Annotated in this window: 17 protein-coding genes and 1 tRNA gene; 7 read left to right on the top strand and 11 right to left on the bottom strand. The window is 60.6% G+C overall.

All coding sequences use genetic code 11. The annotated features are described in order from the left end of the window. Positions 1 to 54 precede the first annotated feature (54 nt). On the bottom strand, positions 55 to 1,980 hold the full coding sequence (locus tag ACPYOP_RS15025) for an autotransporter assembly complex protein TamA (RefSeq protein ID WP_481411165.1): 1,926 nt from the start codon (positions 1,978 to 1,980) through the stop codon (positions 55 to 57). Positions 1,981 to 2,298: 318 nt separating this feature from the next. Then, the gene (locus ACPYOP_RS15030) at positions 2,299 to 2,598 is read right to left on the bottom strand and encodes a glycine zipper domain-containing protein (protein WP_481411166.1); all 300 of its coding nucleotides are present in this window, start codon (positions 2,596 to 2,598) and stop codon (positions 2,299 to 2,301) included. 295 nt (positions 2,599 to 2,893) lie between these two features. On the opposite strand from ACPYOP_RS15030, the gene ACPYOP_RS15035 reads away from it, so the two are divergent. From ACPYOP_RS15035 to hemA, 4 genes are all read left to right on the top strand, one after another. After that, positions 2,894 to 3,382, top strand: a complete 489-nt coding sequence (locus ACPYOP_RS15035) for a (2Fe-2S)-binding protein (protein WP_481411167.1) — start codon at positions 2,894 to 2,896, stop codon at positions 3,380 to 3,382. 83 nt (positions 3,383 to 3,465) lie between these two features. After that, a complete protein-coding gene (locus ACPYOP_RS15040) occupies positions 3,466 to 5,811 on the top strand; it encodes a xanthine dehydrogenase family protein molybdopterin-binding subunit (RefSeq protein WP_481411168.1) in 2,346 nt (781 codons plus the stop codon). Between the two features lie 20 nt (positions 5,812 to 5,831). Continuing rightward, the gene (locus tag ACPYOP_RS15045; protein WP_481411169.1) at positions 5,832 to 6,626 is read left to right on the top strand and encodes an FAD binding domain-containing protein; all 795 of its coding nucleotides are present in this window, start codon (positions 5,832 to 5,834) and stop codon (positions 6,624 to 6,626) included. Between the two features lie 215 nt (positions 6,627 to 6,841). After that, on the top strand, positions 6,842 to 8,053 hold the full coding sequence (hemA, locus tag ACPYOP_RS15050; protein ID WP_481411249.1) for a 5-aminolevulinate synthase: 1,212 nt from the start codon (positions 6,842 to 6,844) through the stop codon (positions 8,051 to 8,053). Between the two features lie 172 nt (positions 8,054 to 8,225). On the opposite strand, the gene dxr is transcribed toward hemA, so the two are convergent. Continuing rightward, positions 8,226 to 9,419, bottom strand: a complete 1,194-nt coding sequence (gene dxr / locus ACPYOP_RS15055; protein ID WP_481411170.1) for a 1-deoxy-D-xylulose-5-phosphate reductoisomerase — start codon at positions 9,417 to 9,419, stop codon at positions 8,226 to 8,228. A gap of 200 nt (positions 9,420 to 9,619) precedes the next feature. Here dxr and ACPYOP_RS15060 point away from each other — a divergent pair, with 200 nt between their 5' ends. Continuing rightward, positions 9,620 to 9,886 carry a BON domain-containing protein gene (locus ACPYOP_RS15060; RefSeq protein ID WP_120665484.1) on the top strand — a complete coding sequence of 89 codons (267 nt, stop codon included), beginning with the start codon at positions 9,620 to 9,622 and terminating at the stop codon, positions 9,884 to 9,886. Positions 9,887 to 10,128: 242 nt separating this feature from the next. Here ACPYOP_RS15060 and ACPYOP_RS15065 read toward each other — a convergent pair whose 3' ends face one another. From ACPYOP_RS15065 to ACPYOP_RS15075, 3 genes are all read right to left on the bottom strand, one after another. Beyond that, positions 10,129 to 10,614: a hypothetical protein gene (locus ACPYOP_RS15065; RefSeq protein ID WP_481411171.1), complete on the bottom strand. Its 486-nt coding sequence runs from the start codon at positions 10,612 to 10,614 to the stop codon at positions 10,129 to 10,131. Between the two features lie 190 nt (positions 10,615 to 10,804). Further along, a tRNA-Arg gene (locus tag ACPYOP_RS15070) sits at positions 10,805 to 10,881 on the bottom strand. Positions 10,882 to 11,001: 120 nt separating this feature from the next. Further along, positions 11,002 to 12,162: a M20 aminoacylase family protein gene (locus ACPYOP_RS15075; protein WP_481411172.1), complete on the bottom strand. Its 1,161-nt coding sequence runs from the start codon at positions 12,160 to 12,162 to the stop codon at positions 11,002 to 11,004. Between the two features lie 193 nt (positions 12,163 to 12,355). On the opposite strand from ACPYOP_RS15075, the gene ACPYOP_RS15080 reads away from it, so the two are divergent. Further along, complete coding sequence (locus ACPYOP_RS15080; protein WP_481411173.1) at positions 12,356 to 13,522, top strand: D-alanyl-D-alanine carboxypeptidase family protein; 1,167 nt, start codon at positions 12,356 to 12,358, stop codon at positions 13,520 to 13,522. Between the two features lie 117 nt (positions 13,523 to 13,639). Continuing rightward, positions 13,640 to 14,842 (top strand): CobW family GTP-binding protein, encoded by a 1,203-nt coding sequence (locus ACPYOP_RS15085; protein ID WP_481411174.1) that lies wholly within the window; start codon positions 13,640 to 13,642, stop codon positions 14,840 to 14,842. Positions 14,843 to 15,023: 181 nt separating this feature from the next. On the opposite strand, the gene ACPYOP_RS15090 is transcribed toward ACPYOP_RS15085, so the two are convergent. From ACPYOP_RS15090 to ACPYOP_RS15110, 5 genes are all read right to left on the bottom strand, one after another. Then, the gene (locus tag ACPYOP_RS15090; RefSeq protein WP_481411175.1) at positions 15,024 to 15,257 is read right to left on the bottom strand and encodes a sulfurtransferase TusA family protein; all 234 of its coding nucleotides are present in this window, start codon (positions 15,255 to 15,257) and stop codon (positions 15,024 to 15,026) included. After that, positions 15,250 to 16,545, bottom strand: coding sequence for a L,D-transpeptidase family protein (locus ACPYOP_RS15095; protein ID WP_481411176.1), 1,296 nt, complete (start codon positions 16,543 to 16,545; stop codon positions 15,250 to 15,252). Before ACPYOP_RS15095 ends, ACPYOP_RS15090 begins: the two co-directional genes overlap by 8 nt. Before the next feature lie 230 nt (positions 16,546 to 16,775). Then, positions 16,776 to 17,729, bottom strand: a complete 954-nt coding sequence (locus ACPYOP_RS15100; protein ID WP_481411177.1) for an acetyl-CoA carboxylase carboxyltransferase subunit alpha — start codon at positions 17,727 to 17,729, stop codon at positions 16,776 to 16,778. Between the two features lie 63 nt (positions 17,730 to 17,792). Further along, on the bottom strand, positions 17,793 to 18,782 hold the full coding sequence (gene xerD, locus ACPYOP_RS15105; RefSeq protein ID WP_481411178.1) for a site-specific tyrosine recombinase XerD: 990 nt from the start codon (positions 18,780 to 18,782) through the stop codon (positions 17,793 to 17,795). Beyond that, on the bottom strand, positions 18,779 to 18,946 hold the full coding sequence (locus tag ACPYOP_RS15110; RefSeq protein ID WP_162943920.1) for a hypothetical protein: 168 nt from the start codon (positions 18,944 to 18,946) through the stop codon (positions 18,779 to 18,781). The genes xerD and ACPYOP_RS15110 overlap by 4 nt, the downstream gene beginning before the upstream one ends. Positions 18,947 to 18,964: the final 18 nt, after the last annotated feature.

The following is an 18,964-nucleotide window of genomic DNA, read 5'->3' on the forward strand; positions in this document are numbered from 1 at the left end:
TAACCCCAATTTTGTAACCGTGTGCTGAAACGTCCGCGACAACTATACGGCTTGTCAGAAGGCCTGACCGATGCCGGCATAGATGCCATAAGATGTGCCATCGTCATATTTCTTCAATGGAACGGCGACATCGAGCCTGATCGGACCGAAGGGCGTAGCGTAGCGCAGGCCGACGCCAGCGCCAATGCGTAGATCGGAAAAGGTCGGGAATGCGGTGTCGGTCACGCTTCCCATGTCGACAAACGGTACGACGCCGATCGTATCGGTGATCTTCACGCGGGCTTCGAAGGAGGCAGTCACATAGGAGCGTCCGCCGGTTTCGTTACCGTTGGAATCATAGGGCGAGATCTCCTGATAGCCGTAGCCGCGCACCGAGCCGCCGCCGCCGGCATAGAAGCGCCGGGTGGCTGGAATATCCTCGATATTGTTCGCGCCCAGCAGCGAGCCGGCCGCAAGCTTGCCGGCAAAGACGACATTGTTGTTGGCGCCGACGCCCTTGTAGCCGGTGATCGAACCTTCGAACGAGCTGAAGATCGTGCCGCCCATCGCCTCGTAGCTCGGCTTGGCGCCGACAGAGGCGCGATAACCCTCTGTCGGGTCCAGCTTGTTGTCGCGCGTGTCGCGAATATATTCGAGGGGGATCGCGACCGTCAGATAGTTGTGCTTGCCGAACGCGTCGGTGGTATCCTGTTCATAAGATACCTCGCCGCCGGCCGAGACGGTATCCTGATCGTTGATTTCGTAAGCAAGACTGCCGCTTGCCGTCGCGGTATTGGCGTCGTAGGCGTCCGGATGCAGGCTCTGCATCTTGAGGCCGGCCGTGAAGGTCGCCGAAGGATAGAAGGTCGCGGGCCTGATATAGGTGATGCCGGCCGTGTAGTCGAACTGGCCGACATCGGTCGTCTCGCCGATGCGGGAGATGGAGCCCTCGATGCGCAGCGAATCCGCGCGGCCGGTCAGGTTGCGGTGCCCCCAATAGCCCTGCAGGCCGAAACCGTCGATGGTGGAATATTGCGCGCCGACGCCGAAGAAGCGCTGCTTGCCTTCGGAGACTTCGATGGTCGTCGGAATGCTGCCATCCGGCGCCAGCTTGTCGGCCTCGCGGATGGTGACGCTGGAAAAGACGCCGAGTTTTCTCAAGCGGTCCGACGCTTTCTTCAATTCGTCGGGAGAGTAAGGCTTGCCTTCATTGATGCGGGCGTAGCGCTTGATGAAATTCGGGTCGACCGACTTCTGGCCGGTAACGCCGACATTGCCGAAGGGAGCGACGGGGCCGCTTTCGACCTTCAGGGAAACATCCACGGTATTGGTCGAATGATCGGCGACGACATCGCGCTTGTCGAGCCTGGCGAGCGGATGCCCCTCGTTCTTGAAGTCGGCGACCATCTTATCGCCAGCCTTCAGAATGGTCAGAGAGCCGGCATCGCCGCCACGCACGAGCCCATAATTCGCTGGGTCCAGCCTGGCGGCGTCGCCCTGCAGGCTGATTCTGCCGAGTTTGAAGACCGGGCCTGGATCGATGGCGATGGTCACCGCGACGGGCTTAGCGCGACTGAAGGTCGGCGTCGGCGGCAGTGCATCGAGCGGGGTGCCATTGATGGTGATGGTGACCACGCCGCCGTAGCGAGCCTTTTCATAAAGGGTGGCAATCAGCCTGTCGCGATCGTCACGCGCCTTGACGACAACGCCGAGATCGCCGGATACAGGCTTCTTCTCGTCGGCAACCAGCATGGAGCTGTCGTTCAACGCTTCCTTCAGATCCTTGTCGAGATTGTCGGCCTTGAAATCGACCGCGTAGCGAACGGGATCGGAAACCTGGTCCGCCGTTTCGTCCTCGCCCCAGAGCTTTATTCCGAAGAGTTTGAACGCAAAGGCGTTTCCGGCATATATCGGACCGAGCGCAAGCACTGCCGCAACCGCTGCTACGGTTCCTGCCCGCCGATACGCAATACTCTTTCTCGGTTCAGTTCTTTTATGCATACGCCGCTTTACGGTTACATGAGAACTTACTCAGTTTGACGTTTCCCGGGAGTTAACGCGCGGCCACCATAGAGGCAAAAGTCTCCCAGGTGTACCTTTTTGGAGTCGAAAACGTGGAAAAATGCCTCTTAATGGCTGAAATGCCGACATTTCCGCCAGAGTTCTCATATATTCGAGCGGCCTGAAAAACAGCGTCCACGGGTTGTCCCAGCCATACGGCGGGCGGCTTTGGCGCCGGTGCTGCAGCCGTTTGTCGGCCGGAATCAAAAAGTCCCGGACTTGCGATCCGGGACCTTCGAAACGTCATGCTGGGATCGATCAGTAGCCGCCGTAACCGCCGCCGTAGCCACCGCGATAGCCGCCGCGCGGGCAATCGTCGATGTAGCGACGACCGTAGCGGTCGCGGTAGTAGCACTGGCCAGGCTGCTCCTGGACGCTGCCGATGACGGCGCCAGAGACGCCGCCGATGGCTGCGCCGACCGCGGCGCCGCGGACGTTGCCGGTGACCGCGCCGCCGATGATGGCGCCGGATGCTGCACCGATGCCTGCGCCCTGTTCGGTCGGCGTGCAGCTTGCGATAGACAAGCCGACCATTGCGAGCATAAGAACTTTCTTCATTGACTCTCTCCAACGTTAGTTAAGCCGAACCCCGGCCAACGTCGTCCCATTCTTCAGCTCCACCACGATGGGCTGTCTTTTAGTCCTGCAATGACGAAAAATATCGTGCAAAATATGATTGTCCATTGGCTGGCAATAGTTTTTTTGTTGCCGAACAATGGCGGCCTCGTGTCCGGAGAGTAAAACGGCGGGCGCGAAGCAGAAAATCCGCGACCGTTCTAAAGTAGAGGTTGATTGGACTGCAAAAAAGTCAAATGATGCCCCTTGCCTCTGGAGGAGAGGCGAGGAGGAAAATATGGCAAAGGTGACTTTGACGGTGAACGGCCGTTCGGTCAGCGGCGAGTGCGAGGATCGCACGCTGCTTGTCCATTTCATCAGGGAAAAACTCGGCCTGACCGGAACCCATGTCGGCTGCGATACCAGCCAGTGCGGCGCCTGCGTGATTCACATGGATGGCAAGTCGGTGAAGAGCTGTTCGATCTTGGCCGTCCAGGCTTCCGGCTCCAAGATCACAACCATCGAGGGTCTGGCCGCCAATGGCGAGCTGCATCCGGTTCAGGCCGCCTTCAAGGAGCATCATGGCCTGCAATGCGGCTTCTGCACGCCGGGCATGGTGATGGCATCGGTCGACATGATCAACCGTCATGGCGGCAAGCTGGATGAAAAGACCGTTCGCAGCGAACTCGAAGGCAATATCTGTCGATGCACCGGCTATCACAACATCGTCAAGGCGGTGCTTTCAGCCAATGCCGAGATGAATGCCGCAAGCCAAGCGGCTGAATAGAGTTTCACCGAGACTGTCTGGCGAACGCCAATGATCGTCGTCTTGGCGTGATGCCAGGCCCGCAACCCCGATGGGAGGATGTGATGGGCGTGGAAGGCATTGGTGCGCGCGTGGCGCGTAAGGAAGATAAGCGATTTCTAACGGGCAAGGGGCGCTACACCGACGATATGGTGACGCCGGGCATGAAGTATGCCTATTTCGTCCGTAGCCCGCATGCGCATGCAAGGATCAAAAGCATCGACGCGACGGCGGCACTTTCCATGCCGGGCGTCATCGGCGTGCTCGACGGTAAGCAACTACTGGCCGATGGCATCGGCAACCTGATCTGCGGTTGGATGATCCATTCCAAGGATGGGTCGCCGATGAAGATGGGTGCGTGGCGGCCTCTCGCGGCCGATACCGTGCGCTATGTCGGCGATGCCGTTGCCATCGTCGTCGCCGACAGTCTCGGCGAGGCACGCGATGCGGCGGAGGCCGTGGCCGTCGATTATGAGGAGCTGCCTGCCGTCGTCGAGGCCTTGGACGCATTGAAAGCGGGAGCGCCGCAGATCCACCCCGAAGCGCCGGACAATCAGATTTTCGACTGGGAGCTCGGCGATGCGGCGGCAACCGACAAGGCGATCGCCGAAGCCGCACATGTCACCGAGATCGAGCTCTACAACAACCGGCTTTCGCCGAATGCCATGGAGCCGCGCGCCACGCTCGGCATCTATGATGCGGCCGAAGACCATTATACCTGCTACACGACGAGCCAGAACCCGCATGTGGCGCGGCTGGTCATGAGCGCCTTCTACAATGTCGCCCCGGAAAACAAGCTGCGCGTCATCGCGCCCGATGTCGGCGGCGGCTTCGGCTCGAAGATCTATATCTATCCGGAAGAGATCGTCTGCCTCTGGGCATCGAAGAAGACCGGCGTGCCGGTGAAATGGACGGCCGACCGCACGGAAGCTTTCCTGACGGATGCCCATGGCCGCGATCACGTCTCCAAGGTCAAGATGGCCTTCGATGCGGAGAACCGCATCACGGCATTGAAGGTCGATACGGTCGCCAATCTCGGCGCCTATATGTCGCTGTTTTCTTCGTGCGTGCCGACTTATCTTTACGCGACACTGCTGTCGGGCCAATATGCCATTCCGGCGATCCATGCCAATGTCCGCACGGTCTATACCAACACCGTGCCGGTCGACGCCTATCGCGGGGCAGGGCGTCCGGAGGCGACCTATCTGCTGGAGCGTACGGTCGAGACGGCGGCGCGCGAACTCGGCGTCTCGCCGGCGGAGTTGCGACGGATCAATTTTGTCCGCACCTTCCCGCACCAGACGCCCGTCATCATGAATTATGACGCGGGCGATTACGAAGCCTCGCTCAATGCCGCCATGCAGCAGGCGGATTGGGCCGGTTTTCCTTCCCGCAAGGCGGCCGCAGCCGCCCGCGGCATGAAGCGCGGCATCGGCATGAGCTGCTATATCGAGGCCTGCGGCCTTGCGCCGTCGCAGGCCGTCGGCGCGCTCGGCGCCGGTGTCGGGCTGTGGGAATCCGCAGAGGTGCGGGTGAACGCGGTCGGGACCATCGAAGTGCTCACGGGCTCGCACAGCCACGGGCAGGGACATGAGACCACCTTCGCGCAGCTCGTGGCCGACCGGCTCGGCGTGCCGATCGACAGCGTCTCCATCGTCCATGGCGATACCGACAAGGTGCAGATGGGCATGGGCACCTATGGTTCCCGCTCGGGCGCCGTCGGCATGTCCGCCGTCGTCAAGGCGCTCGACAAGGTGGAGGCAAAGGCGAAGAAGATCGCCGCGCATCTGATGGAGGCCGACGAAAGCGATATCGTCATCGAGAACGGTGAAGTGAAGGTCGCCGGCACCGACAAATCGCTGCCCTGGTTCCAGGTGGCGCTAGCGTCCTACACTGCACATAATCTGCCCGCCGGCATGGAGCCGGGCCTGAAGGAAACCGCCTTCTACGACCCGGCGAACTTCACCTTCCCGGCCGGCTGCTACATCTGCGAGGTCGAGGTGGATCCGGAAACGGGCAAGACCGAGATCGTGCAGTTCGTCGCGGCCGACGACTTCGGCAATATCATCAATCCGATGATCGTCGAGGGACAGGTGCATGGCGGCATCGCGCAGGGCATCGGCCAGGCCCTGCTGGAAGCCGTGCATTACGATGAGACCGGCCAGCTTCTGACGGCAAGCTTCATGGACTACACCATGCCGCGCGCCGACGATCTGCCATCGTTCCAGCTTTCGCACCAGAACACGCCCTGCCCGAACAATCCACTGGGTGTGAAGGGATGCGGCGAGGCGGGCGCCATCGGTTCGCCGCCGGCGCTGATGAACGCCATCACCGATGCGATCGGTAACAACGCGCTGACCATGCCGGCGACCCCGCTCAAGGTGTGGGAAGCGGCGCGGGCCGTGGCCTGAGACGAGAGGAGGATAGTACAATGTATGCAACGACTTACCATCGCGCCTCTTCGGTCGACGAAGCCGTAAAGCTTCTGTCGAACACGGACGAGGGTAAATACGTCTCCGGCGGCATGACGCTGATTGCCACCATGAAACAGCGCCTGGCATCGCCGAGCGATCTCGTCGATCTCAGGCATATCCCCTCGATCAAGGGCATCCGTGTCGATGGCCGCAGGGTCACGATCGGGGCGGCGACCACCCATGCGGAGGTCGCGTCTTCGGCGGCGATCCGCGCGGTCTGTCCGGCTCTCTGCGAGCTTGCCGGCATGATCGGCGACCCGCATGTGCGGCACATGGGCACGATCGGCGGGTCCGTCGCCAACAATGATCCGGCGGCGGATTATCCGTCGGCGATGCTGGCGCTGAATGCCACCATCGTCACCGATCGCCGCCAGATCGGGGCAGACGATTTCTTCCAAGGCCTGTTCGAGACGGCGCTGGAAGGCGCCGAGCTGATCACGTCGATTGCCTTCGACGCGCCGGAAAGGGCAGGCTATGCCAAGTTCCCCAATCCGGCCTCGCGCTACGCGATGACCGGGGTCTTCGTCGCCAAGGGGGCAGCCGGCGTTCGCGTTGCCGTCACGGGCGCGGGTGCCGACGGCGTGTTCCGCCAAGGCGATATGGAGCAGGCGCTGGCGGCGAACTGGCTGCCGGAGGCGGTTGCGGGCCTGACGATCGATCCGTCATCGTTGCTTTCCGACCTGCATGCAACGGCGGAATACCGCGCCAACCTGGTTAAGGTCATGGCAAAGCGGGCCGTCGCCGCAGCATAGCTGAGCCAGAGAAACACCGGAGCGGCGGGTTTACCCCTCGCTCCGGAGAAGTGTTCCAGCGCAGTTTCGATTGTCAATTTGATGTGATTGATTATTCTTGTCTGGAATTGTTCAAAATTAGGGGCCATTTGCCGCAGCGGGCGCGAAAGCAAAGCGGAGGGGTTGACGTGCGAACCGGCATTCTCGAAAACGGTCGCACGGTACTGGAGCAGATGATGGATTTCGAAGCATTTTTTAAGGGCGAGCTGGAAGGTCTTCACAATGAAGGCCGCTACCGGATCTTCGCGGATCTCGAACGCCGCCGTGGCAATTTCCCCCGCGCTGTCAGGCATACGGCCAATGGCCCTCAGGAAGTGACCGTCTGGTGCTCCAACGACTATCTCGGCATGGGCCAGCATCCGAAAGTGATCGAGGCGATGAAAGAGGCCATCGATCACTGTGGCGCGGGTGCGGGAGGCACCCGGAATATTTCTGGAACCAACCACTACCATGTTCTGCTCGAGCAGGAACTCGCCGATCTGCATGGCAAGGAATCCGCGCTGATCTTCACCTCGGGCTATATCTCCAACTGGGCGACGCTCGGCACGCTCGGCGCGCGCATTCCAGGCCTCATCATCTTCTCGGATGCGCTGAACCACGCATCGATGATCGAAGGCATTCGCTATGCGAAATGCGACAAGGTCATCTGGAAGCATAACGACCTGCATGATCTCGAAGCCAAGCTGAAGGCGGCCGATCCGAAGGCGCCGAAGCTGATTGCTTTCGAAAGCGTCTATTCCATGGATGGCGATATCGCCCCCATCAAGGAAATCTGCGACCTCGCCGACAAGTACGGCGCGATGACCTATCTCGACGAAGTGCATGCCGTCGGCATGTACGGCCCGCGCGGCGGCGGCATTGCCGAGCGCGAGGGATTGATGGATCGCCTGACCGTTATCGAAGGCACGCTCGGCAAGGCGTTCGGCGTCATGGGCGGCTATATTGCCGCTTCGACTGCGCTCTGCGATTTCATCCGGTCGTTTGCCTCCGGCTTCATCTTCACGACCTCGCTGCCGCCGGCGCTTGCTGCGGGAGCGGTCGCTTCCATCCAGCACCTGAAGGTCAGCCAGTTCGAACGCTTGCGCCATCAGGATCGCGTGCGCAAGCTGCGCGCCCAGCTCGATGCGGCCGGCATTCCGCATATGCCTAACCCGAGCCATGTCGTGCCGGTCATGGTCGGCGACGCGGCCAAGTGCAAGTGGATTTCGGATCTGCTGCTCGACGCCGGCGTCTATGTCCAGCCGATCAATTATCCCACCGTGCCGAAGAAGACCGAGCGCCTGCGTATCACGCCGACGCCGCTGCATTCGGATGGTGATATCGAGCAGCTGGTCAGTGCGTTGCATGCGCTGTGGTCACGCTGCGCGCTGGCGCGGGCCGTCGCGTAAGGAACGGCTTTCTCTTGGAGCAGTTCCAGCAAAAGTGCGAAGCGGTTTTGCGTCCGGAATTGCGTAAAAACAAGAAGATAGAGCGTTTTCGCGATTCGAAGAAAAGCGGAATCGCTCTGTAGCCGAGCCACTGTGGGCTTCTGGCAAGCGGCTGTGAATTGTAAGCTTATACTTACGCAGCCTTTTCCCGCTGGGCGACGAGCACGGCAGCGCGGCTGCGTGCTTCCGCGTCCGCGGCAAAGACGGCATCCATGGTTTCGGCGCTGCCGGTCGCGATCATCTCGTCCATGACGGCTTCGGCGATATCGGCCATTTCCAGGAAGCCGATACGGCCATCCACGAAGGCATGGAAGGCGATTTCTTCGGCCGCATTCATAATCGCGCCCTGCAGGCCGCCGCGCTCCAGCGCCGTGCGGGCAAGGCGCAATGCCGGGAAGCGAACCTCGTCCGGCGCTTCGAAGTCAAGTCGGGCGAGCTTGGCGAAATCCAGTCGGTCGACGCTGAGCTTGGTGCGGGCGGGGTAGGTGAGTGCATAGCCGATGGCCGTGCGCATGTCCGGGCAGCCGAGCTGCGCCAGCACGGAACCATCCGTATAGCCGACCATTGAGTGAATAACGGATTGCGGATGAACCACGACTTCGATCTGATCGGGGCGCACATTGAAGAGATGCTTGGCCTCGATCATTTCAAGCGCCTTGTTAAACATCGAGGCGCTGCCGATGGAGATCTTGAAGCCCATCGACCAGTTGGGATGGGCGCGCGCGATCGCCGGCGTGACATTGGCCATCTGTTCGCGCGTCCAGGTGCGGAAGGGGCCGCCGGACGCGGTAATGATGATGCGCTCCACCGCATGCTGCTGGTCATCCTCCAGCGCCTGGAAAATCGCGCTGTGTTCGCTATCGACCGGGATCAGCCGGCCGCCGCCCTCAGCAACGGCACGCACGAAGAGATCGCCGGCGGAGACCAGGCACTCCTTGTTGGCGAGCGCGATATCGGCGCCGCGACGGGCGGCTGCCAGCGTCGGGGCGAGGCCGGCGGTGCCGACGATCGCCGCCATGACCCAATCCGAAGGCATCGAGGCGGCTTCGATCAAAGCGTTCTTGCCCGCACCGACGGCTATGCTCGACCCGGCGAGCGCATCCTTCAGTTCCTGATAGCGCTCTTCATTGGCGGTTACCGCGAAAGCGGCGCCGCACGCTCTGGCCTGCTCGGCCAGCAGGCCGATATTGTCATGCCCGGTGATGGCGGCGATGTCGAAGGCGTCGCGCCCGCCCAACTGGGCAATGACGTCGAGCGTATTCTGGCCGATGGAGCCGGTCGAACCCAATATCGTCAGGCGGCGACGCGTCTTGCTGCCGGTGTTCATTCAGGTATCCGCATTTGCTGCTGTTCCCCTAGGCTCTACAGGGGATTGCCTGGAGCGGCAAGTCCGCAGCCGTGTAACTGCATCGTGTTGAATATGCACGCAAAAGGCGAAATCGCCGATTTAGTAATATTTTTTGCGGTTCCGTTGAACCAAATGCAAAGTGCCGCGTTTTCCGACCACTCGAATGAGGAGGGTGATGAATGGTTTTCAAGGCGGCAACGTTTCATGGCATGGAGCTCTATCTGGAAAACGAACAAGCCAGGCGCTCGGCTCTGGAATCCGCAGTTGCCAACGCGCTCGCCGTTGCCGGCGGAATCGATGCTTCCGATGTCACGGTGACCGCCGCAGGCCAGGAAATCCGCCTGGACGGCTCTGTCGCAACGCAGCAGGAGGTGATGCGGGCGACCGCGGTCGCCGAGTCGATCCGCGGCGTCAGGCTGGTGAGGAACAGGATCGCTGTGGGGTGAGTTGCGGGCTTTGAGTTCGCGTTCATGCTGATCACGTATAGCCTGCTATTCTCCGCCGACAAAAAATCGGATCGAAAAAACTGATCTGGATGAACATCGATCCTGGCAATGAAGCGATCGGCGGCGGGACTATCCTCTACGCAACGCTGACCGGCAGTCTGGGGAGCCATCCGGATGCCATTGACTATAGGTAGTCGGGTAGATCGTAAAATAGCTCAGCTATGCCCCGGGGCGAGAGCGCGTCACTTCATCAGCTGCTCAGCTCCACTAGGCGCGGGTTTATCGGAAGTGCTTCCAACTGCATTGTTCGTGTGAACCGCCTCAAGAGGAACAACTGTCACTTTTGCTGCGTCTAAAGCTTTGTAGAAATTGTCAATTTCAACGGGAGTAGGCTCGGTGTTCGCAACTTTCTTGTAAGTCGAGAGAACAGTCTTGAGTGTCTGAGTTTTTGCCTCCGGCGTCACCGCGTCTTGAACTCGTGAGAGCGCTAATTGGAGTTGCTGGGCCTGTTGATGTGCGTTTGCGAGTCTAAGTTCAAGACCGCTTACTTTGATGGCTACTTCGGTCCATTTAAAAGTCGTCATCAGCACCAACCCAACAAATAGGAGTGGTACGCCGAACGCGCCGACTTTCAGATTTCGGTAGTATCGCGATGCGGGCAAAAAAAGGAATGTAAGTCCAACTATCAAGCAAATGATGCTTGCACCGAAGATGAGTTTCTCATTCATCTGTTGCTCCTGGCGAGGAATGCGAAGTTGGATTATACGTGCATTTTCAACCGAAATCTGATTACAATGCAACCATTTGATGGTGCGACCCGAACTCCATCCGCCGTACTCAAGAAGAGCAATAGGATAAACGATCGGATCGTGATGAACCGAGCCGGTCGAAAATCAAATACTAACTTATCGAAAACAATGGTGATCTCGACGCGATTCGAACGCGTGACCCCCAGATTAGGAATCTGGTGCTCTATCCTGCTGAGCTACGAGACCACTCGGCATGATCCATACAAAAGCAAAGGTCCGAAGCCAAGCCCTTTTACGTCCTGAGGACAATTCGCTTTTGCGGTGCCGTGCGCCGGGGCAAGGCGCACGGAACACGGTGGTGGACCCTCAGGCGTTGAGGCGCTGTTCGGCGAGGCGCACCCAATAGGAAATGCCGTGGGCGATCGCTTCGTCGTTGAAGTCGTAGGCCGGGTTGTGCAGGCCGGCGCTGTCGCCGTTGCCGACGAAGATGAAGGCGCCGGGGCGGGCGAGCAGCATGTAGGAGAAATCCTCGCCGCCCATCATCGGGTCGATATCCGGGATGACATTGCCCGCGCCGGCGATCTCCTCCGCGACCGCGATCGCGTGGTCGGTCTCGTCGGCATGATTGAAGGTGACCGGATAGTTGCGCTGGAATTCGATCTCGACTTGCGCGCCGTGGGTGGCGGCGATGCCGGAGACGATCTGCTTGAAGCGCTGCTCGGCCAGGTCGCGTATTTCGGGATCGAGCGTGCGCACAGTGCCGGCAAGGCTCGCATCGTTCGGGATGACGTTGTGCGCATTGCCGGCATTGAACTTTGTAACAGAGACGACGACCGATTTCAGCGGATCGGTGCTGCGCGAGGCGATGAGCTGCAGGTTGGAAACGATCTGCGCGCCGATGGCGATCGGATCGATCGTCTTGTGCGGCATGGCCGCATGGCCGCCGAGCCCCTTGATGGAGACGGTGAATTCGTCGGTCGCCGCCATGATCGGACCTTTGCGGATGGCGAAATGGCCGACGGGCAGGCCCGGCATATTGTGCATGCCGTAGACCTCGGCGATCGCGAAGCGCTCCATCATGCCGTCCTTCACCATGGCGTCGCCGCCGGCGCCGCCTTCTTCGGCCGGCTGGAAGATGACAGCGATATTGCCGTTGAAGGTGCGGTTCTCGGCGAGGTATTTCGCTGCACCCAGCAGCATGGCGGTGTGGCCGTCATGGCCGCAGGCATGCATTTTGCCGGGCGTTTCGGAAGCATAGGGCTTGCCGGTGATTTCGGTGAGCGGCAGGGCGTCCATATCGGCGCGCAGGCCGATCGTGTGCCCTTCACCCTTGCCGCGGATCAGGCCGACGACGCCGGTACGGCCGATGCCGGTCACCACCTCGTCGACGCCGAAGGAGCGCAGTTTCTCGGCCACGAAGGCGGCCGTATTCTCAACGGCATAGAGGAGTTCCGGATGCGCATGGATGTGGCGGCGCCACTCGGTCACTTCGCCCTGGAGTTCTGCGGCCCTGTTCAAGATCGGCATGCTGATTTTCCTGCTGCTCAATATCGATTCTGGTTCAACTCACGGATCCGTCGCACGGCTTTGGCCCGCCCATCGGGGCCTTTGCGATGTGCTGACGGGAAATAAAGTCGTCAATCGCCTTTGCCTTCTCATAGCCATATAGGTTAAATAGACGAAGCTTTCGAGAAAATTCCGGACCTCTGAAGGATAGATCGTGCCGACGAAGCAGAATCGTTTGTATGCCGCCCTGCGGCTCGCCCCTATGGCCGCAGCAGCATCCATGCTTTTCCTGTCGACCGCGCAGACGGCCGCAGCCAATCCGCATGTTCTCGTCGATGCCGGAACCGGGCGCGTGCTCGACCAGCAGGAGGCGTTTCGTCGCTGGTACCCCGCTTCGCTCACCAAGCTGATGACGACCTATGTAACGTTCCGGGCCATCCAGTCCGGCCAGATCAGGCTCGATTCGCCCGTCGTCATGTCGAAACTTGCCGCGGCACAGCCGCCGGCGAAGATGTATTTCAAGCCCGGCCAGAAGATGACGCTCGACAACGCCATGAAGATGATGCTGGTCAAATCGGCCAACGATCTTGCCATGGCGGTGGCCGAGACCGTCGGCGGCTCGCAGCAGGGCTTCGTGGCGCTGATGAATGCGGAAGCCGCCCGTCTCGGCATGCGCGATTCGCATTTCATCAATCCGAACGGTCTTCCCGGCAAGGGGCAATATACGACGGCGCGCGATCTTGCGATCCTGAGCGTGGCGCTGCGCCGCGAGTTTCCGCAATATGCCGGCTATTTCTCGCTGGAGGGCTTCACCAACGGCGTGAAGCAGGTGCCGAACATCAATATGCTCATCGGCCGCTTCGACGGCGCCGACGGCATGAAGACCGGCTTCATCTGCGCGGCCGGCTTCAACCAGATCGCATCGGCAACCCGCAACGGCCGCACGCTGATCTCGGTCGTGCTCGGGACCGACAGCCTGGCGGCGCGCGCCGACGATTCCGCCAATCTCCTGGAAAAAGGATTCCAGAATCAGCTGTCGACCCGCGATACGCTGGCGACCCTCAGACCCGACGCGCCGCTTGCGGCCGATGTCGCCGATGTCACGGCCGACATCTGCAGCACCAAGGGCGCGCAGGCGCGCAGCGAGACCCGCGATCCGTTCGGCCGCACCAAGGTGCAGTCCCCCTACATCCATGAAATGGATCACGAGCCCAATTTCGTCTATGCCGGCCTGATCGGCGGCCAGGATGTCGCGACGGCCGCCAAGGGCGACAAGGACGATGTCGCGGCCAGAGGCGACAAGGCGACCAGGGACAGCAAAATCGCCATTTCCGGCGGCGCATCCGGTGTGCCGATCCCGATGCCGCGTCCCACTTTCTAGAGCGATTCAGCTTTTCACGGAATCTCTGAACCGCTCTGTCTCTTTGTTTTCACGCAATTCCGGACGGAAAACCGCTACGCACTTTTCCTGGAATTGCTCTAGTATCGGATATCACCCATGAGCGTTTCGCAGCAAAGAGTACCGGTTGCCATCCTGACCGGCTTTCTCGGGGCGGGTAAATCGACCTTGCTCAACCGCATCCTCAAGGACGAGGCCATGCGCGATGCGGCCGTCATCATCAACGAATTCGGCGATGTTGGCATCGATCATCTGCTGGTGGAAAGCTCCGGCGATTCCATCATCGAGCTTTCCGACGGCTGCCTGTGCTGCACGGTGCGCGGCGAGCTGGTGGATACGCTGGCGAACCTCATGGATGCCATGCAGACCGGCCGCATCCGGCCGCTGAAGCGCGTCGTCATCGAAACGACCGGCCTTGCCGATCCCGCTCCCGTCATGCAGTCGATCATGGGCAATCCGATCATCGCCACCAATTTCGACCTCGATGGCGTGATTACTGTCGTCGACGCGGTCAACGGGCTGCAGACACTCGACAATCACGAAGAGGCGCGCAAGCAGGTGGCGGTCGCCGACCGCCTGATCGTGTCCAAGACCGGGATTGCCGGCGCTGTACCCGAAGGCCAGCTGGAGCGCCGGTTGAGGGCGCTCAATCCCCGCGCGCAGATCCTGAATGCCGATAGCGACGAGGCGGGACGCGCCGCCATTCTCGTCAATGGCCTCTATGACCCGGCGTCGAAGATTGCCGATGTCGGCCGCTGGCTGCAGGACGAGCTGGAGGCGGACGACGATCATCATCAACATGATGATCACGACCACCACGACCACGACCATGACCACCATCACGGCGATCATGGACACCATCACCATCATGGGCATCACCACGGCCACCGGCATCAGCACGCCCATGACGTAACCCGCCATGACGGCTCGATCCGATCCTTCTCGATCGTCGAGACGCAGCCGATCGATCCGATGGCGCTGGAGATGTTCATCGATCTCCTTCGTTCGGCGCATGGCGAAAAGCTGCTGCGCATGAAGGCGATCGTTGCCGTGTCGGACCGGCCGGAGCGCCCTGTCGTGCTGCATGGCGTGCAGAACATCTTCCACCCGCCAGTGCGGCTGCCGGCCTGGCCCGATCAGGAAGACCGGCGCACGCGCATGGTGATCATCACCAAGGACCTGCCGGAAGATTTCGTGAAGGGCCTGTTCGACGCCTTCCTCAGCAAGCCGCGCGTCGATACGCCTGATAGGGCGGCGCTGCAGGACAATCCGCTGGCGGTGCCGGGGATGAAGTTTAGTTAAATTCCGATGAGATCCAACAACCCGCCTCGCCCTTCGACAGGCTCAGGGTGAGGCTGATCTTGGCTGCACTGTCGCCCATGATCGGAAAGAAGGCGGGGCGATAAGGCAACCTGCGGCCGCTCCATCCTCATGGTGAGGCGGGAGCGTAGCGACCCTCGAACCACGAGGATGGCCTCGACCGTCAGCCTCTCCGGATCACGAAGCGATGGCCGCTTTCCGTCTTCTCGTTCGCGAGAAGCGTATGGCCTTTCTCGTTGCAGAGATGCGGGATATCGATGGCGGCCAGCGGGTCGGTCGTCTCGACGGTCAGCGTCGCGCCGCTTTCCATGCCGCGCAGGCGCTTTTCCGTCTTGATCGCCGGGTAGGGGCATTTCAGCCCGCGCAGATCATAGATCCCGTTATCCGAGTTATTCACTCTTGGCCCAGAACTTCCAGAAGGGCGGCTTCTTGGCTTCGGTCTGCGCGGTCTCGACAGGCGGAGGCGGCGCATAGGCAAGCGGATTGACGGCCTGGTTCATCGGGTTCGCCATGGGGATCGGCACATTGGCCGGAATATTGGCGGCTACCATGGGGCCGCCCGGCTGCAGGGCGGTCGCCTCGGGAGCGGCGCTCGCCACGCGGATGCTTGCAGTCGACGGATTGGCCGTCGGGCTCGCTACCGTGCCGCCGCGCGCAATCTGCTGTGCCGATTGGTTAGACGTCATCGATTCCAGATCGGCAACCTTCATCATCTTGCCGGCAGCGAGTGCGGTGCCGGTTGGAGCATAGGCAAGATCGTGACCCTTGCGCTGCTTGGCGACGATGGCCTTGCGCTCGGCTTCGGAAGGATCGTACCAGGCCATGCCGTCATACTTCTTCGTGGCTATGGCATAATCGTCCCGGTATTGCTTGTCATAGTTGGCAAGCGCCACCTGCAGGGCTGGCGGCGTGGTCATGACCGGGCATTTGCCGCCGGCGTTGAACGGTTCGCTGGCCTGCTGGTTGAAGACGTACTTCTTCTCGCAGACCTCGACCTCGGGCGGCCGCTTGGTGACTTCGAAATTATCGTAGCCGACTTTCAGCATCTTCCAGAATTCGATATTGGGGCTGAGGCGATGCTTCCACATGTTTTCCGCCGTCATGCGGAAGGGGAAGGCTTCGAGCTGAACGGCCTTCTGGCCGCCCTTGAAGGCGTCGCGTGCGAAGGCGTAGATTTCCAGCACCTGCTGGTCGGTCATCGAATAGCAACCGGACGACGAGCAGGCGCCATGGATCATCAAATTGTTGCCGGTGCGGCCATTGGCGGCATCGTAGCGGTTCGGGAAGCCAGTGTTGATGGCGAGGTAGTATTTCGAATTCGGGTTCAGGTTGGCCGGCGTCAGCATATAGAAGCCTTCCGGTGCTTGCCGGTCGCCTTCCTTCACCTTCGGACCCAAGCGCCCTGACCAGGCGCAGATCTTGTAATCCGCGATGACTTCGAAGCGATTGTTCTGGTTCGCCTTCAGGATCTCCATCGCACCTTCTTCCTTGAAGATGCGGATCATGATCGGCGAGTTGCGGTCCATGCCCTTCTTGGCCATATCGGCAAGGATACGGCTCGGAAGCGGCTGCTCGACCTTGTTCTTGACAGTCGACAGGTCGACCGACGCCGTGTCCAGCGCATCGTTGCAGCCGGTGAGTAACAGCGCCATCAATGAGACGTAGGCAAGGTGACGGATGCGCATTCTGACTTAGCCCATAAATGCGAAGAGCGGCAGCTTGATCTGTTTCGCCACTCCCCTCGAAGCATGAAACGGAATCATAGACGGCTTATACTTGAAAATTCCTTACCAGCCTATGACCTGCCCGCAACGCGTCGGCAAGCTTTTTTTTGCCATAACAGCTTCGATAACGGAAATGTGGCCAAGGTTTGGCCTCATTCCCGTTTTCAGCGATCACTTTTTCCAAATACGGGCTAGAGATTGCGACCCATGGAAAGGAATTTCTGGCGCCGGTCGTTGCGCAGCTGTTCGCCCGAACGGCTGGAAAGCTCGCCAAGCGCGTTCGCAATCGTGTCGCCGGCCGAGGCCATCACCGTATTGGGATCGCGGTGCGCGCCGCCGAGGGGCTCGGGGATGATGCCGTCGACAATGCCGAGGCCCTTCAGGTCTTCGGCGGTGATCTTCATGTTGGTCGCGGCTTCCTTTGCGCGCGTTGAATCGCGCCACAGGATCGAGGCCGCGCCTTCGGGCGAAATCACGCTGTAGATCGAATGTTCGAGCATATAGACGCGGTTGCCGACGGCAATAGCGATCGCGCCGCCGGACCCGCCTTCGCCGATGATGATGGAGACGATCGGCACTTTCACGCCAAGACACATCTCGGTGGAGCGGGCGATTGCCTCCGCCTGGCCGCGCTCTTCCGCACCGACGCCGGGATAGGCGCCGGCCGTGTCGACCAGCGTGATAACCGGAAGCTGGAAGCGGTCGGCCATTTCCAGGACACGGATCGCCTTGCGATAGCCTTCCGGCCGGGCGCTGCCGAAATTGTGCTTCAGGCGGCTCTTGGTGTCGTTGCCTTTTTCCTGGCCGATGAGGGCGACCGGCTGTCCGCGGAAACGGGCGAAGCCGGCCTGAATGGCGGCATCCTCGGAGAATTTGCGGTCGCCGGCCAGCGGCGTGAATTCGGTGAAGAGGGTGCTGGCGTAATCGACGAAATGCGGGCGCTGCGGATGGCGGGCGACCTGCGTCTTCTGCCAGGCATTGAGCTTGGAATAGATATCGGCCATCGCCTCGCGGACGCGGATTTCAAGCCGCCCGACTTCGTCCGATGTGTCGATGCTTTCGTCTTCGCTCGCCAGTTTCTTGAGCTCGTGAATCTTGCCTTCGAGATCCGAGATGGGTTTTTCGAAGTCGAGATAATTGTGCATGAGGTGCGTTTCCGATCCTTTTGCCCGTGACGAGAGACGGCGGCTTCAGCCTGTATGCCGGTCCTAATCCTGTTTTTTTGCCTGTTTGGCAAGGGGGTGATGCGTTTGCACAAGCTGATGAAGGCGTTCTTCCAGCACATGGGTGTAGATTTGCGTGGTCGAAATATCCGAATGGCCGAGAAGTTCCTGCACCACGCGCAGGTCCGCGCCATTGGCGAGAAGATGGCTCGCGAAGGCATGGCGCATCACATGCGGCGAGATCATCGAGGGTGTCAGGCCCGCGCGAATGGCAAGATCCTTGAGATCGCGCGCAAAGACCTGACGCGGCAAATAGCCTTGCTTGGAGGCGGCGGGGAAAAGCCATGGGCTTTCAGGAGCGGGCTGTTTGGCACTTGCCGCAATCTCCGCCTGCAGCCGTCCATAGGTCTTCAAGGCCGAAATGGCGGATTGCGACAGCGGCACCAGCCGTTCCTTGTTTCCCTTGCCGCGGATCATCAGGAAGCGGCCCTCCTGATCCAGCACCTTTGCCGGCAGGGAGACGAGCTCGCTGACGCGCATGCCCGTGGCGTAAAGCATTTCCAGGAGCACCAGCATGCGCAGGCGCTGCAGCCGGTCTGGTCCTTCGACGGCTGCTTCCTGTTCAGCTTGTGTCAGAAGCCGTGTCACCTCGTCGACGCCCATGGTCTTCGGAAGGGCGCGGCCCTTCTTGGGCGCATCGAGAATTCCCGTAGGGTCGTCCGTCCGCAGGCCTTCCGCATAAAGGAACTTATAGAACTGCCGCATGGCGGAAAGCCGCCGAGCCTGCGACGACGGTTTGAAGCCCTGGCTCGACAGGCTGGAAAGATAGGCGCCGAGATCGTTGGCGCCGGCTTCCGTCAGGCGGACACCGAGGCCGGACAGAAAGGAATGGAGATCGTCGAGATCGCGCTGATAGGACTGCAGCGTATTGACCGCCGCGCCGCGCTCGGCGCTCATCATCTCCAGGAAGGCTTCCAGGTGCGCTCGTCCCAGATCGCGCGCGCCGGCTTTTGCGTTCACGGCCGGTGTACTCATGGTTTCAGCGAGCCTGTTGTCGGCGGGTTGAGGCGCTCCGGCGGAATGCGGATCGTTACATCGCGCGGCTGCGGATCGACAAAGAGCACGAGTGCCCACATCGCCCCATATATCGATCCGGCGATGACCGCGCAGATGACAAGGAAGCGAAACAGGGTTGGCATTCGAAAACTCTCCTTCTC

The organism is Rhizobium sp. KNZ2-6A (assembly GCF_056755475.1).